We start from the raw sequence: 13,804 nt of genomic DNA, 5'->3' as shown, positions 1-13,804 counted from the left end.
GCTGATGGTTCGGCACCGCGCGCCGACCGATCGTCCGTGGTGGCGGCGGCTGATCACTCCGGTGGTGCTGGTCGCGGCGCTGCTCGGCACCCTGTGGTTGCAGCAGGTGCAGCCCGGCGGCGATCCGTTCAACAAGCTCACTCCCGAGGTGCAAAGGGCCGCCTTCCCGGCGAGCGGCGCCATGGGCACCTGGGTGCGGGCCCGCACCTTCGACCTACGGGCCGACGCGGTGACCGGCAGCGCACAACTGGCCGCCAGGGCGAACTCCGCCACCGGGCCGAACTCCGCCACCCGCACCAGCAACGGGGTGTTCGTTGTGCTGACGGCATCGATCCGGGCCCACGACGAACCGGTCAGCCTGATCGGCTGGCAACTGCGCGACGACTCCGGCCGGCTGTTCACCCCGACCGACCGCTGGCCGCAGCCGGCCATCGGCGGCGCGGCGCAACCCGGCTTCGTCCGGACCGTTGCGGTGGTGTTCGAGGTCCCGGCCGGAGTGTCCGGCCTGACGCTGCTGGCTTCGCGGGCCGCGCCGCAGACCCTGCGGCTGGACAGCCAGGTGCAGGTGCGGCTTCCGGTGACGGCCGCAACGGTGACGGCATGGCGGGCCAGCGCCGCACCGGTGGTACCCCCGCCGACCCGCACGGTGGTTGCCGGGCAGGGCGATTCCTGATGGCCTCACCTTCGGGGCCACCCTCGGGGCCGCCTTCGGGATCGGCCCCCGGTTCAGCTCCCGATTCAATTCCCGATTCAACTCCCGGTTCAGTCTCCGGTTCACAGCCGGGGTCGGTGTCCGAGCCGCCCCTGCCGCCGCGACGTGGACCGGCCGAGACCGGTTGGTGGCGACGCAATCTCGTTGCTCTCATCGCGCTGCTCCCGGTCGCCGGGCTGGCGTTGTGGAGCGTCACCGACGGCTACCGGAGCCAGCGTGCCCAGACTCCGCACCAGCAACTGCGAGCAGCGCCTGGCGAGCAGCTGCGGCTGCCGTCGGCAACGCTGCGACTGGTGGCGGTGCGTCCGATGCCGTCGGATCGGGCCGGTGGTGCTGGGGCCGGCGCACCCGGCAAAAACGGTGCGGCAGTGCAGGTATCGGTTCCCGGAGCGCAGGTGTGGCAGCTGGAGCTCGAGTCCACCGCGTCCGGCCCGACCTGCGGAGTGACGTTGGCCGACGCGTCCGGCCAGCGCTTCGGCGCGAACCCTGACGAGCTCGACGGGTTCGGGACGGTGGGGTGCGCCGCGGCTGTCGACCCGGAGCTGGCCGACCCCGCCCCGGCCGCGTCACCCGGGTCCGGAACCGCGACATCCAGCGATGCCGCGGCGGGCGGAAACCCGGTGCAGCAGGCCAGCTTTCTGCTGCCGGCGGGGGTGCGGCCAGCTGAGGTGGTGATCGACTATCCGAGCAACGCGCCCTACGTCGGGGTGTTGAGCATCGCTCAACCCGCCGGTTGAGTGGTCGGCGGCGCGGGCGGGTGCTGGTCGGTTGACTCCGCCGAGGTCGGCGCTGCTTGTTCGGCTCGACGCCGCAGCAGCCGGCCGTGCAGGGCGCGGTCGGTGCCGGCACCGACCAGACACAGCAACAGCATCGTCACCAGCGTGTTGTTCAGGGTGCGCAGCGGGCCGCCGGTGTCGCCGAGGGCGATCCACACCGATGGTTCCTGCGGGCCGATGATCGCGCGTTCCAGCATCCAGAGTCCGCCGCCGGCCAGCTGCGCCGCCTGAAACAGCATGCAGAACAACACCATTGCCACCCCACCGCTGCCGATGATGGTGCGCACTCCGGTGACGATCTGCCCGAACCTGCCGCTCAGTCCCGAGGTCAGCTCGCCGGCGGCCCGTTGGGCCCGCTGATCGAGCGACGACATCCGCCGGTTGAAACGCAGCCGCGCCCTGGTCATCCAGTTGGTGCGCTCGGTTCGCGGGCCGGCGTCGATCAACTGACCGAACACCACAGCGCCGATCGACAGCCACGCCAGGGGAACCAGCAGCAGCGTCCCGGCCGAGCCGATCAGCTTGCCCAGCACCGTGATCACGGTGTTCGCGACGCCGGTGAGCGGGCCCAGCAGATCGGTGAAGGAGTGCATTGTCTGCTGCGTCCATGCCACGATCTTGCGGCCGGTGACCCAGTCGGTGGCGTGGCTGCGCAGACCGTTCAGCAACGGTGCCGCCGACACCATCCACAGCGCTTCGGCGTATGCCGCGACGAATCCGAGCAGTCCCCAGCGCACGTTCTTGATCAGCCAGGGCAGCGCGGTGCGTACCGCGAACGCCGTCACGATCAGCACCCAGAGCCAGATGTTGGTGTCGGAGCCGAGGGTGCGGGCGACCTGGTCGGCCGACGCGGTGGCCTGTGCCGCGCTCACGTCGGCGTCGTTCACGTGGACCATCAGATTGTCGGCGACGTCGTTGGTCACCCCGAGGTTGAAGGCGATGGCGTCGTTGCGCAACTGGCCGGCGGTGGAATACACCACCAGGAACGGGATCAGCAGCGCGCCGAGCTCGTCCAACTCGGTGACCAGCCTGCGGAGCCGGAAGCGGCGGGCGGTGGGCAGCGCCCCGTCCGGCCGAGTCGAGGTGAGCTCCCGCACGGTCGGCAGCGAGGGCCGGATCACCCGCAGTATCAACACATATGAGGTCAGCACCGACAGTGGTGCCAGCACCAGCACCAGCTGCCCGAAGATGCCACCGGCACGGGAAACCCAGACGGCCAGATCGATCAGCCGGTCGTGCGCGAGCTGGCCGGCCAGGGCGATGACGAACAGGGTGGGGAAGTGCCGGCCGAGGCAGCGCAGGGTGTTCCACGGGACGGACAGCGCGTCCAGCACGGCATGCCGCAGCGGCCGCGGCTTGCCGACGCCAGGTTGATTGCCGGCGTGCCGCGGGCGCGCGGGCGCCGACCCCTTGGCGGCACCGGCGGACGACACGGTGAGCACCTTAGCGGCGCCGGGCCGCAGCCGCCCGCCGCATTGGGTGGACGTCGATCAACCGAGTCTTCCAACCGGACGCGCGAGACACCCTGGAACCACCCGGGCCGCAACGGACCTGAGCCGCAACTGCCTGAGTCTCAACTGCCGGCTGCGAGCACCTGGTCCGGCGGTGTCGAGGGCAACTGGTGCGCCTGACCGACCGGCTCGTTGGTGAGGGTTCCGGCATGGGTGTGCAGCCCGAGCGCCAGCGCCGGATCGGCGGAAAGCGCTGCCCGCCAACCGGAACGGGCCACCGCGGAGACATACGGCAGGGTCGCGTTGGTGAGCGCGAAGGTCGACGTGCGGGGGACCGCACCCGGCATGTTCGCCACGCAGTAGAACACCGACTCGTGCACCCGGAAGGTCGGGTTGTCGTGCGTCGTCGGATGGCTGTCTTCGAAACAGCCGCCCTGGTCAACGGCGATGTCCACCAGCACCGAACCCGGCAGCATCTCGGCGACCAGCGCATTGCTGACCAGCTTCGGTGCCTTCGCGCCCGGCACCAGCACCGCCCCGATCGCCAGATCGGCCTGCCGCACCTGGTCGGCGATCGAATATGCCGTGGAGGCAAGGGTTTTCACCTGCCCGGAGAAGTGCGAATCCAACCTGCGCAGCACCGGGATGGACAGGTCGAGCACCGTCACGTCGGCGCGCATCCCGAGCGCGATCTCGGCGGCGTGCATCCCGGAGACGCCGCCGCCGAGCACCACCACCTTGGCGCCGACCACCCCGGGAACCCCACCCAGCAGCACCCCGCGGCCACCCTCGTTGCGCATCAGGTGATAGGCGCCGACCTGCGGCGCCAACCGGCCCGCGATCTCGCTCATCGGCGCCAGTAGCGGCAGCGTCCGGTCCGGCAACTGCACCGTCTCGTAGGCGATCGAGGTGGTACCCGCTGCCAGCAGTGCCTCGGTGAGCGGCCGGTCGGCCGCCAGGTGCAGGTAGGTGAACAGCGTCAGGTCGGGGCGTAACCGGTGGTACTCGGAGGCGATCGGCTCCTTGACCTTCACCACCAGCTCCGACTCGCCCCACACCCGGTCCGCCGCCTGGTCGGCGTCGGCCGCGTAGACCACCTCGGCGCCCGCCTCGGTGTACTCCTCGTCGGTGATCCTGCTGCCGGCGCCGGCGCCGGACTGCACCAACACCTGATGCCCGGCGGCCACCAGCTGGTGGGCCCCGGCCGGCGTCAACGCCACCCGGTACTCGTGGTTCTTCACCTCGGTGGGAACGCCGATGCGCATGGCTACCTCGTGTCCGGATCACGGTCGGCCGGCCACGGTGCCGGCAACGCTCACCTGTCAGTAAACCACCATTAACAAGCCGATCCGACGCCCACCCTTCGCCCCATGGTGGCGCCGCCGGCAGCCGCGGTGCCACCGGCCAGAGTTACTCGGCGCCAAGCGTTTTGCCGTCGTCAACCTTGGCGGGGGCGCCCTCGTCGTCCAGCGTCACCGCTCCGCGAACGGTGACGCCGGCGCCGAAGGTCCAGTCGCCCCGCACCCGCAGCGCGCTGGCCTGCACCAGCGAGGGCGCGCCGGCCGGGAACCTGGCGTCGAAGTCGTCGATCAGCTTGTAGTAGCCAGGGTCGAGATCGACCAGCGGCACCGGATCGGCCTTCGCCACCGGGCGCTCGGCGTCGTCGAAGCCGTACACGTCCGACCGCAGCAGCAGCAGATCGTTGGTGGTCTTCACCGGCAGGAACCGCGAGCGCGGCACCTCGATGGCGGTGGCGCCGTCGAACACCTCGACGGCGGCGCCCATCGCCGACTCGATCTGGATCACCTTCGGCGACGTCTTGTCGGTGGGGTCGACCGTCTTCTCGTTCCGGATCAGCCGCAGCCCCAACACGCCGTCGCGCTCGTCAAGGGTCTGCTTGAGCACCCGCAGGTCGAACCACAGATTGTTGGTGTGGAAGTAGCGGTGCCGGTTGATGTCGTCGGCCATCGCCATGTCCTCGGGCGGGGTCTGGGCGGTCTCCCGCAGCACCAGCCTGCCGTCGGACTTGCGCACCACCAGATAGCCACCCTTGACGTCGGCCGGGGTGCGCCGGCACACCTCGGCGGCGTAGGGCGCGCCGGACGCGGCGAACCAGGCAGCGACGCGCGGGCTGGGACTGGCACCCAGGTTGTCGGAGTTGGACACGCTGGCGTACCTGAAACCCTTGTCCAGCAAGGTTTCCAGCACCCCGGAGGTGGACAGCGCCGTGTACAGGTCACCATGCCCCGGCGGGCACCACTCCAGTGAAGGATCGGCCGGCCAACTCACCGGGGTGAGGTCGTCGGCGCGCAGCTTGGGCTCGCGGTTCTGCAAGAAGTCCAGCGGCACCCCGTCCACCGCGAGGTTGCCGCCGGCCAGCTCGGTATCGATGCGTCGCAGGGCCGCAAGGGTGTCCGCCTGGGTGCGGAACGAGTTCATGAAGATCAGCGGCAGCCTGGCCCCCAACGCCGTGCGCTGCGCCAGCACCTGCCGGGCGATGATGTCGAGAAACGTCACGCCCGGATGCACCGGCAGCAGCGACTTGGCCTGCGACATGCCCATCGAGGTGCCGAGCCCGCCGTTGAGTTTGATGATCGCGGTGACGTCCATCGCGGCCGCCTGCTCGGCCTCGGTGCTGGCGGTCTGCTCCAGCTTCGGCACGTCGGTGAGCGGCTCGATGTCCGCCTCGTGCACCATGCCGGTGGCGCCGGCCTCCAACTCGCCGTAGAACCGCTCGAACACGGCGATGGCCTGCTCGGGCACACCCCCGTCCTGCATCACCTGGCGGGCACGGGCCAATCCTTCGGCGCTCATGATCGGTCATGGTAGAGCGCGGGCGATTCTTGCCGATTCGGAAGTCCTCCGCCGGTGAGCGCAGCCGCCGCGGTGGGTAGCGTCATGCGTCGTGAGCGACGATCGGGGAGTGGCCAGCAGACCGCAGCAGTCCGCGCCCGATCCCGGCGACCCCTCGCTGACTGCCACCTACCAGCTCGGCGACCTCGGCCGGATCTGGACGGTGCCGAACCTGCTGTCGTTCCTGCGGCTGCTCGGGGTGCCACTGTTCCTGTGGCTGATGCTCGGCCCCAAGGCCGACGGCTGGGCGTTGGTGGTGCTGGCGGTCAGCGCCGTCACCGACTGGGCCGACGGCAAGTTGGCCCGGCTGCTCGGCCAGTACTCACGGCTCGGGGAACTGCTGGACCCGGCCGCCGACCGGCTGTACATCCTCGCCACCCTGGTGGCGTTCGTCATCCGCGGGATCATCCCGTGGTGGGTGGCGGCGCTGCTGGTAGGACGTGACCTGGTCCTCGCGGTGTGCATCCCGGTGCTGCGCCGGCACGGCTACCCGCCGCTGCCGGTGCACTACCTCGGCAAGGCCGCCACCTTCTGCCTGCTGTACGCCTTCCCGTTCCTGCTGCTGGGCCAGGGTGACGCCGCGGTGCAGAAGGTCGCCTTCCCGATCGGGGTGGCGTTCACGGTGTGGGGCGTCGGGCTGTATCTCTGGTCCGGCGTGCTCTACCTCAAACAAGTGCTGTGGGTGGTGCGGCACACGCCGGTGCGCGGGTAGGCCGCCGCTCAGGCCGGCCCGGCTGTTGCCTGCCCGGTCGGTCGCCGCATACGCTTCGCAGCGCGAAATCGGTGGGCCGCAGGGCTTGCGGCCGATGCCGGGCCCGTCCTGTTTCACGTTCAGCCAGTCACGTTCAGCCAATTCAGCCCGTTCGCCGGCGCGAACGGCAGCTCACGAGAGGGTGCGCCGTTGATTCCCGAGGACCTGAAGTACTCGTCCGACCACGAATGGGTCAAACAGGCCGAGGGCGCGAGCACCGTCCGGATCGGCATCACCGACTACGCGCAGAGCAGCCTCGGCGACATCGTCTACGTGCAACTGCCCGACCTCGGCGCCACCGTCAGCACCGGTGATTCGCTCGGCGAGGTGGAGTCGACCAAGTCCGTTTCGGACATCTACTCCCCGGTCGCCGGCACCGTCACCGGCCGCAACGAGGCCCTGGAGAACAGCCCTGAGCTGGTCAACACCGATCCCTACGGCGACGGCTGGATGGTCGAGATCGAGCTGACCGACCCCGCCGGCACCGCGGACCTGCTCGACGCCAAGGGTTACGCGGACGTCGTCGGTAGCGACTGATCCCGCCACCGGCGGTGTCGCCGCCAGCCGACGCACGGTACGGTCAAGCACCAGCGGATCGCGCCGGGTCGGCGGCTAACGGCGCCCTGCGATTCGGCAACGGGCAATGGTGCCGGTTGCGTCCAGTCGGGTTGACGGATCCTCGTTCCGGGGTCCGTTGTTCACGACCGGAAGACCAGCGAGACGAGTCAGCGGCTGCTCCCGGCGGTCGCGGACAGGTGCTCGGTTGCACTGCCAGTGGGGCAACACTGACAAGTGCAGCGACATGCAGATGCACTGACGCCCGGCAGCGCCGGCGAAGAGTTGTCGAAGGGAGCGACGGGTGACCGATCACGATTCCGCGCGAGAGCAGAACCCCGGGCAGCCTGCTGCCCAGGACCCGGCCACCACCTCGGTGTTCCGCGCCATCCCCACCGGTGAGCCGGAGAAGCCGGGCGAGCAGACGCTGACCGGTCTTGAGGCGCTGCGGCCAGGCACCGCCCTGCTGGTGGTCAAGCGCGGCCCCAACGCCGGATCGCGATTCACGCTCGAGGCCGAGCAGGTCAGCGCCGGCCGGCATCCGGAGAGCGAGATCTTCCTCGACGACGTCACCGTCTCCCGGCGGCACGCCGAGTTCCGCCGGATCGCCGGCGGCTACGAGGTCCGCGACGTCGGGTCGCTGAACGGGACACTGGTCAACCGCGAGCCGGTCGAGGCCGCCACCTTGTCCAACGGCGACGAGGTGCAGATCGGCAAATTCCGGCTGGTCTACCTGACCGCCGAGAATGCCGGCAACCAGCCGGCCGACGACTCGGCCGCCGCCGGAACGAACTCGCCAAGCCAGCCATGACCGCGGCGGGGTCACCCGCGGCCGGACCGGCGCTGAGCATTGGGGCGGTGCTGGCCCGGCTGAAACCGGACTTTCCCGAGGTCTCGATCTCCAAGATCAGGTTCTTGGAGTCCGAGGGCCTGGTGGAACCGCAGCGTTCCCCCGGCGGCTACCGACAGTTCTTGCCGGCCGACGTCGAACGGCTGCGCTACGTGCTGGCCGCCCAGCGCGACCACTACCTGCCGCTGCGGGTGATCAAGGAACAGCTGGACGCGATCGAACGCGGCCTCGAACCCGGCACCCCGTCGCCGCGGCTGCCGCGCTCGGTGATGCCGGCGGACGGCCCGACCCCGGCGGACTTCGCCGGCCCGGCCCGGCCCGCCGACGTGCGCATGACGCGCGTCGAACTGCTCGCCGAGTGCGGGCTCAGCTCCGAGCAACTGCGCGAACTGGAGTCCTACGGCCTGGTCTCCGCGATGGCCGGCGGCTGGTACGACGTCGACAACGCCGCGATCGCCAAGATCGCCGCCGAGTTGATCGCCGCCGGGCTGGAGCCACGGCACCTGCGGCCGATGCGCACCGCGGCCGAGCGGGAGAGCTCGCTGATCAGCCAACTGGTGTCGGCCCAGGCCCGGCAGCGCGATCCGGACGCCAAGGAGCGAGCCGGGGCGTTGGCCGCCCAACTCGCGGCCACCATGCTGCAAGTCCATTCACTTCTGGTGAAGACTGATCTGCGGAAGCATCTGGGCGGCTGACCGCCTCCCGGCGCGGCGTGTACGGTCGAGCCGGGTGGTGGTGAGCCAGCTGAATCTGCACGGATGGAGGGCCGACGACGTGATCGAGATGCGCATCGTGGGCGTGCGGGTCGAGATGCCGTCCCAGCAGCCAATTCTCGTGCTCACCGAAAAAGACGGTGAACGCAGCCTGCCGATCGTCATCGGAAGCGTCGAGGCAACGGCCATCGCCATGCACCTGCAGGGCATGCGGCCGGCCCGCCCGCTCACCCACGACCTGCTGCGCGACGTCATCGCCGCACTCGGCCGCAAGCTGGAACAGGTCAGGGTGGTCGATTTCCGCGAAGGCACCTTCTACGGCGAGCTGGCCTTCGACGACGGCACCTCACTGTCCGCCCGCCCGTCCGACGCGATCGCACTAGCCGTCCGGGTCGATTGCCCGGTGTTCGTCACCGAAGAGCTGATGGACAGCGCCGGCATCGTCCTGGAAGAGCCGGACGATTCGGCGGACGGCGCCGACGGCAACGGGCTCGGCCCCGACGGTGAACCCGTCGACCCCGACCGTGAGGTGCAGGCCTTCAGGGAGTTCCTCGACAGCGTCTCACCGGACGACTTCGGCCCCGACCGGTCTTAAGCCTCAAGTTTAGGTTGAGGACACGCCGGGAGGGACGTTGACCGAGGCGGAGGCCGCGGCCTACCGTCAATTCACTCGATCCGGTCGGTGACTTCGCCGGATGCGTCGGTGTCGGTTGTCGGTATCGGGTGCGCGGTCGGTCCGGCCCAGAAGTGTCGGCACAGAAGTGTCGGCACAGAAGTGTCGGCACAGAGCCACCGGCCGGCAGGTGCAGGTCAGCGGAGTGTTGGGAGCGGCCGTCGTTGACGGTCAGAGAGAGGGTCACGATGCAGCAGCCGGGTAACGGCACGCCCGCAGGGCACGCCGACGGTTCGGCATCGGCCGGCCAGCCCCAGCCCGCGGAGCAGCAGGACGCGTTGTTCCCCAACCACGAGCTGCCCGATCCGCTCACCGGCTACCGCGGCACCACCGCCTGCCAGGCGGCCGGCATCACCTACCGGCAGCTGGACTACTGGGCGCGTACCGGCCTCGTTGTTCCGACGGTGCGGTCGGCCAAGGGCTCCGGCTCGCAGCGGCTGTACTCGTTCAAGGACATCCTGGTGCTCAAGGTGGTCAAACGCCTGCTGGACACCGGGGTCTCGCTGCACAACATTCGGGTCGCGGTGGAGCACCTGCGCGCCCGCGGCGTCGACGACCTCGCCGGGGTGACCCTGTTCTCCGACGGCACCACCGTGTACGAATGCACCTCGCCCGAGGAGATCGTCGACCTGCTGCAGGGCGGCCAGGGCGTGTTCGGCATCGCGGTCAGCGGCACCATGCGGGAGATCACCGGCACCCTCGCCGACTTCCCGGCGGAACGGCTCGACGGCGAGCAGGTGGTCGCCGCACCGCGGGACGAGCTGGCGATGCGCCGCCAGTCCCGCACCGCCGGCTGACCCCCGGCCTGCCCTGCAGTCTCTTCCCACTCCGTCCCGCCCGAGCGGGCCGCATCCGCGCACGTCACGGTTGTTGTTAACCTAGCTAACGAGCTAGAGTGGCTGGGTGTCTGGACGCGGGGTGGAACTGAGCATGGAGGCGGTGGCGCAGCTGCGCGCCGCCGTGCTGGTACTGGGGCGGCGGATGCGCCACCACGCGTCCGACGACGCGCTGTCGGCCACCGAACTGTCGGTGCTGGGACGGCTACTCAGGGGCGGCCCGCTGACACCGGGCACGCTGGCCAGGGCCGAACACGTCCGCCCGCCGTCGATGACCAGGATCATCGAACGCCTGCAGGAGCACGGCTACGTGCGCCGCGAGCCGCACCCGGACGACGGGCGGCAGCAGCTGATCTTCGTCACCGACGCCGGCGTCGAGCTGGCCGAAGAGGTCAGACGGCTGCGCAACCACTGGCTGATGGCGCAACTGGACCTGCTCACCGACAGCGAGCGTGACCGCATCCGCGCCGCGCTGCCGGCCCTACAACGACTTTCGGAGGCACAACAGCCGGAATGACATCAGCGCACACCCCGCCAGGGCGCCGACCCGATCGCGCCGACAACTCCACAGCCGCTCTGGACGCCGAGTTCCCCGCCGGTGCCGCGGTGCCGACCAACACCGAACCGACCGAGCCGGTCGAGCCCACCGCCATTGCCGCGGCGGCCGAGGCTACCTCGAGCGGGCACGGTGCCGCGTCCGGCCACCCTGCCGCGTCCGGCGCCGGCGCTGCGGGTGACAGCGGTGCGGGTGGCGCTGCAGGTGACAGCGGTGATGGTGCTGGTGGCCGCGGCGCTGGGAGCGGTGGTGCTGATGCCGGAGCGCCGGCGAAGCAGCGCACGTTCGCGGCCATGTCGGTGCGCAACTACCGGCTGTACTGGCTGGGCATGGCGGTGTCCAACAACGGCACCTGGATGCAGCGGATCGCGCAGGACTGGCTGGTGTTCTCACTGACCGGTTCGTCCTTCGCGGTGGGCGTCACCACCGCGCTGCAGTTCGGGCCGATGCTGTTTCTCGGATTGTTCGGCGGGCTCATCGCCGACCGTTACGACCAGCGAAAGCTGCTGCTGATCACGCAGTGCGTGCTCGGCTCGCTGGCGGTGATCCTGGCCGCCCTGACCCTCACCGGAAACATTCGAGTCGAATACATTTATGTGGTGGCGCTCGGCCTCGGGCTGGTCACCGTCGTCGACAACCCGGCGCGCCAGACCTTTGTCGGGGTGATGGTGCCGAAGGAGCTGATGCGCAACGCGGTCAGCCTGAACACCGGCAACTTTCAGCTGGCCAGGCTCACCGGCCCCGCCATCGCCGGCGTGCTGATCGCCGCCGCTGGGCCCGGCTGGGCGTTCGCCATCAACGCGCTGACGTTCGTAGCGACGATCGGCGCGCTGCTGGCCATGCGGGTGTCAGAGCTGCAAGTGTTGCCGCGGGCCGAACGCGCCAAAGGCCAACTGCGGGAAGGGCTTCGCTATGTCGCGGCGCGGCCGCACCTGCTGTGGACCATCGTGCTGGTGTTCTTCGTCGGCTGTTTCGGTTTCAACTTCCCGATCATCCTGACCGCCTATGCCGGCACCGAGTTCCATGGCGGGGCCGGGCTGTACGGCTGGCTGAACTCCACCATGGCGGTCGGCTCGCTGGTGGGTGCGCTGTTGGCCGCGCGGCGCAACGTCGTCACGGTGCGGATGCTGTACGCCGCGGCCGCCGGTTTCGGGGTGATGCTGATGGTGGCCGGCGCGACGCCGTGGCTGTGGTTGTTCCTGCCCGTGCTGGCCGTCACCGGGCTGGCGGGCGTCAGCTTCAACACCATGGCGAACTCGACGGTGCAGCTGGCCACCGACGCCAGCCTCCGCGGCCGGGTGATGAGCCTGTACTTCTTGGTGTTGATGGGGTCGACGCCGATCGGTTCGTTGATCGTCGGCTGGATCACCGAGCACTGGGGTGCGCCGATCGCGCTCGGCGTCTCCGGTGTTGTTGTGGTGCTGGCCGCGCTGGGCTGTGGCTATCTGGCCGCCCGGCAGGCGGGGCTGCGGATCAGCCTCGACCCACGGCCCGGGCGCCGGCACCTGGTGGTCGCCGCCAGGGGCTGAATCAGGTGTTGGTCGCCAGGTGGGCGTCGATCTCGGCGGTCAGCGCCCGCTTGCCGGCATCGTCCATGAACGAGGCGTGCACCGCGGCGCGGGCCAGCCCGGCGACGCCGGCGGCGTCCAGCCCGAGCAGCGAAGCGGCAATGCCGTACTCCCGGTTCAGCGTGGTGCCGAACATCGGCGGGTCGTCGGAGTTGATGGTGACCGTGACGCCGGCAGCGACCATGGCAGCCAGCGGGTGACCGGCGTAGTCGTCGACGACGCGGGTGGCGACGTTCGAGGTGGGGCAGACCTCCAGCGCGATGTCGTGGTCGGCCAGGTATCGCAGCAGCTCGGGGTCTTGGGTGGCGCTGGTGCCGTGGCCGATGCGTTCGGCGCCGAGGGCCTCGATGGCATCCCAGATGCTCTGCGGCCCGGTGGATTCGCCGGAGTGCGGGACCGAGTGCAGGCCGGCCGCCCTGGCCCGGTCGAAGGCCGGCTTGAACTTGGGGCGGCTGGTGCCGATCTCCGGCCCGCCCAGCCCGAAGCCCACCAGCGCGTCCGGCCCGTGGTCGAGGGCGATCCGGACCGTCTCGTCGGCGGCGTTCGGCCCGATCTCACCCGGTATGTCGAAGATCCAGCGCAGGGTGAGCCCGAGGTCGCGCTCGGCGGCGACGCGGGCGTCCTCGATCGCCTCGATATACCCCTCGATCGGCACCCCACGCAGCACCGACGTGTACGGCGTGCAGGTGAGCTCTGCATACCGGATCTGTTGCGCTGCCATGTCTTTGGCCACCTCGTAGGTGAGCAGCCTGACGTCCTCCTGGGTGCGGATCAGGTCGACGGTCGCCAGGTAGAGCTCGACGAAGTGCGCGAAGTCGCGGAAGGTGTAGAACTCGGCAAGCTTGTCCGGGTCGGTGGGCACAACGCCGGGGTGCCGCTCGGCCAGCTCGGCGACGATCCGCGGTGAGGCCGAGCCGACGTGGTGCACGTGCAGTTCGGCCTTGGGCTGCCCGGCGATGAACGCGGCCAGTTCCGGCGTCGGCTGCGGCGCGTCGGCGACCGCGCTGCCGCTCGCGGCCGCCGGTTGGTCGGCCCGCTGACTCCGCTGTTGGTTGCTCGGCATGAGACGCGATCCTGCCGCATGGTGCATCGTTTCCCGCATGGCACAGTATTTCGCGCATGGCACAGCCTCTGCGTGACGGGCGCTCCGGCGGGCCGGGCCGAGCTGCGTCGCGTGTCATCGAGCTGGACGGCGTCGTCTCGGCGATCTGATGGTGGCGGTCGGCGATGCCTGGGCGCAGGCGGAACGGCTCCCCGAGGCGGTTGGCACCCAAGCTGAGTTGGGCTGGGCGCTGGACCCGTCACAACAGGGCAAAGGGCTGGCCACCGAAGCAGTGCGTGCGGTGCTGCGCCCGTGCTTCGCTCCCGCCCCCGACGGACTTGCGTAACGCGCTACTCAAGTTTCGGAGCGCGAGAACCGGGTTGCCGGCGCGATTTGTGTCGAAGGGGCCCATCCAGCGACGCGAAACTTGAGTACGGCGGCCCTCATGCTGGCTGACCGGCCATCGCG

At 70.0% G+C, this 13,804-nt stretch carries 15 protein-coding genes; 11 read left to right on the top strand and 4 right to left on the bottom strand.

Features of this window, described 5'->3' with window-relative positions:
* Window positions 1-4 precede the first annotated feature (4 nt).
* Together HKD39_RS10470 and HKD39_RS10465 are read left to right on the top strand one after the other, a co-directional pair.
* Window positions 5-673: a hypothetical protein gene (locus tag HKD39_RS10470; protein ID WP_171199818.1), complete on the top strand. Its 669-nt coding sequence runs from the start codon at window positions 5-7 to the stop codon at window positions 671-673.
* Window positions 674-789: 116 nt separating this feature from the next.
* Window positions 790-1,449 carry a hypothetical protein gene (locus HKD39_RS10465; RefSeq protein WP_171199817.1) on the top strand — a complete coding sequence of 220 codons (660 nt, stop codon included), beginning with the start codon at window positions 790-792 and terminating at the stop codon, window positions 1,447-1,449.
* Here the strand turns inward: HKD39_RS10465 and HKD39_RS10460 are convergent.
* From HKD39_RS10460 to HKD39_RS10450, 3 genes are all read right to left on the bottom strand, one after another.
* On the bottom strand, window positions 1,434-2,921 hold the full coding sequence (locus tag HKD39_RS10460; protein ID WP_171199816.1) for a hypothetical protein: 1,488 nt from the start codon (window positions 2,919-2,921) through the stop codon (window positions 1,434-1,436). The genes HKD39_RS10465 and HKD39_RS10460 overlap by 16 nt on opposite strands.
* Before the next feature lie 140 nt (window positions 2,922-3,061).
* Window positions 3,062-4,204, bottom strand: coding sequence for an alanine dehydrogenase (gene ald, locus HKD39_RS10455; RefSeq protein WP_171199815.1), 1,143 nt, complete (start codon window positions 4,202-4,204; stop codon window positions 3,062-3,064).
* Between the two features lie 145 nt (window positions 4,205-4,349).
* Entirely contained in the window at window positions 4,350-5,753 is a 1,404-nt protein-coding gene (locus tag HKD39_RS10450) for a UTP--glucose-1-phosphate uridylyltransferase (RefSeq protein ID WP_171199814.1), read from the bottom strand.
* 157 nt (window positions 5,754-5,910) lie between these two features.
* On the opposite strand from HKD39_RS10450, the gene clsA reads away from it, so the two are divergent.
* From clsA to HKD39_RS10410, 8 genes are all read left to right on the top strand, one after another.
* Window positions 5,911-6,504, top strand: a complete 594-nt coding sequence (clsA, locus tag HKD39_RS10445) for a cardiolipin synthase ClsA (RefSeq protein WP_171199976.1) — start codon at window positions 5,911-5,913, stop codon at window positions 6,502-6,504.
* A gap of 189 nt (window positions 6,505-6,693) precedes the next feature.
* Window positions 6,694-7,080 (top strand): glycine cleavage system protein GcvH, encoded by a 387-nt coding sequence (gene gcvH / locus HKD39_RS10440; protein WP_171199813.1) that lies wholly within the window; start codon window positions 6,694-6,696, stop codon window positions 7,078-7,080.
* Between the two features lie 322 nt (window positions 7,081-7,402).
* The gene (locus HKD39_RS10435; RefSeq protein ID WP_171199812.1) at window positions 7,403-7,909 is read left to right on the top strand and encodes an FHA domain-containing protein; all 507 of its coding nucleotides are present in this window, start codon (window positions 7,403-7,405) and stop codon (window positions 7,907-7,909) included.
* Window positions 7,906-8,643 (top strand): transcriptional regulator FtsR, encoded by a 738-nt coding sequence (ftsR, locus tag HKD39_RS10430; RefSeq protein ID WP_171199811.1) that lies wholly within the window; start codon window positions 7,906-7,908, stop codon window positions 8,641-8,643. The genes HKD39_RS10435 and ftsR overlap by 4 nt, the downstream gene beginning before the upstream one ends.
* 79 nt (window positions 8,644-8,722) lie before the next feature.
* Window positions 8,723-9,256: a bifunctional nuclease domain-containing protein gene (locus tag HKD39_RS10425; RefSeq protein WP_171199975.1), complete on the top strand. Its 534-nt coding sequence runs from the start codon at window positions 8,723-8,725 to the stop codon at window positions 9,254-9,256.
* A gap of 266 nt (window positions 9,257-9,522) precedes the next feature.
* Window positions 9,523-10,131, top strand: a complete 609-nt coding sequence (locus tag HKD39_RS10420; RefSeq protein ID WP_171199810.1) for a MerR family transcriptional regulator — start codon at window positions 9,523-9,525, stop codon at window positions 10,129-10,131.
* Window positions 10,132-10,237: 106 nt separating this feature from the next.
* Window positions 10,238-10,687, top strand: a complete 450-nt coding sequence (locus HKD39_RS10415) for a MarR family winged helix-turn-helix transcriptional regulator (protein WP_425488443.1) — start codon at window positions 10,238-10,240, stop codon at window positions 10,685-10,687.
* The gene (locus HKD39_RS10410; RefSeq protein WP_246232410.1) at window positions 10,684-12,255 is read left to right on the top strand and encodes an MFS transporter; all 1,572 of its coding nucleotides are present in this window, start codon (window positions 10,684-10,686) and stop codon (window positions 12,253-12,255) included. The genes HKD39_RS10415 and HKD39_RS10410 overlap by 4 nt, the downstream gene beginning before the upstream one ends.
* Before the next feature lies 1 nt (window position 12,256).
* Here the strand turns inward: HKD39_RS10410 and HKD39_RS10405 are convergent, their stop codons facing one another.
* Window positions 12,257-13,357, bottom strand: a complete 1,101-nt coding sequence (locus HKD39_RS10405; protein ID WP_212754416.1) for an adenosine deaminase — start codon at window positions 13,355-13,357, stop codon at window positions 12,257-12,259.
* A gap of 148 nt (window positions 13,358-13,505) precedes the next feature.
* Between HKD39_RS10405 and HKD39_RS20500 the strand changes: the two genes are divergently transcribed.
* Complete coding sequence (locus HKD39_RS20500) at window positions 13,506-13,682, top strand: GNAT family N-acetyltransferase (protein ID WP_171199808.1); 177 nt, start codon at window positions 13,506-13,508, stop codon at window positions 13,680-13,682.
* Window positions 13,683-13,804 lie beyond the last annotated feature (122 nt).

Origin of the sequence: Nakamurella aerolata, from assembly GCF_013002705.1 — a bacterium.
GTDB classification, from domain to species: Bacteria; Actinomycetota; Actinomycetes; order Mycobacteriales; family Nakamurellaceae; genus Nakamurella; species Nakamurella aerolata.
Note: the sequence above shows the minus strand (reverse complement) of the source record. Positions and strands in the feature narration are given on the sequence as shown.

Coding starts and splice junctions, on each gene's coding strand:
- ftsR (WP_171199811.1), top strand. CDS start 7,906: ATGACCGCGGCGGGGTCACCCGCGGCCGGACCGGCGCTGAGCATTGGG.
- HKD39_RS10405 (WP_212754416.1), bottom strand. CDS start 13,357: ATGCCGAGCAACCAACAGCGGAGTCAGCGGGCCGACCAACCGGCGGCC.
- ald (WP_171199815.1), bottom strand. CDS start 4,204: ATGCGCATCGGCGTTCCCACCGAGGTGAAGAACCACGAGTACCGGGTG.
- HKD39_RS10410 (WP_246232410.1), top strand. CDS start 10,684: ATGACATCAGCGCACACCCCGCCAGGGCGCCGACCCGATCGCGCCGAC.
- HKD39_RS10470 (WP_171199818.1), top strand. CDS start 5: ATGGTTCGGCACCGCGCGCCGACCGATCGTCCGTGGTGGCGGCGGCTG.
- HKD39_RS10420 (WP_171199810.1), top strand. CDS start 9,523: ATGCAGCAGCCGGGTAACGGCACGCCCGCAGGGCACGCCGACGGTTCG.
- HKD39_RS20500 (WP_171199808.1), top strand. CDS start 13,506: ATGGTGGCGGTCGGCGATGCCTGGGCGCAGGCGGAACGGCTCCCCGAG.
- HKD39_RS10450 (WP_171199814.1), bottom strand. CDS start 5,753: ATGAGCGCCGAAGGATTGGCCCGTGCCCGCCAGGTGATGCAGGACGGG.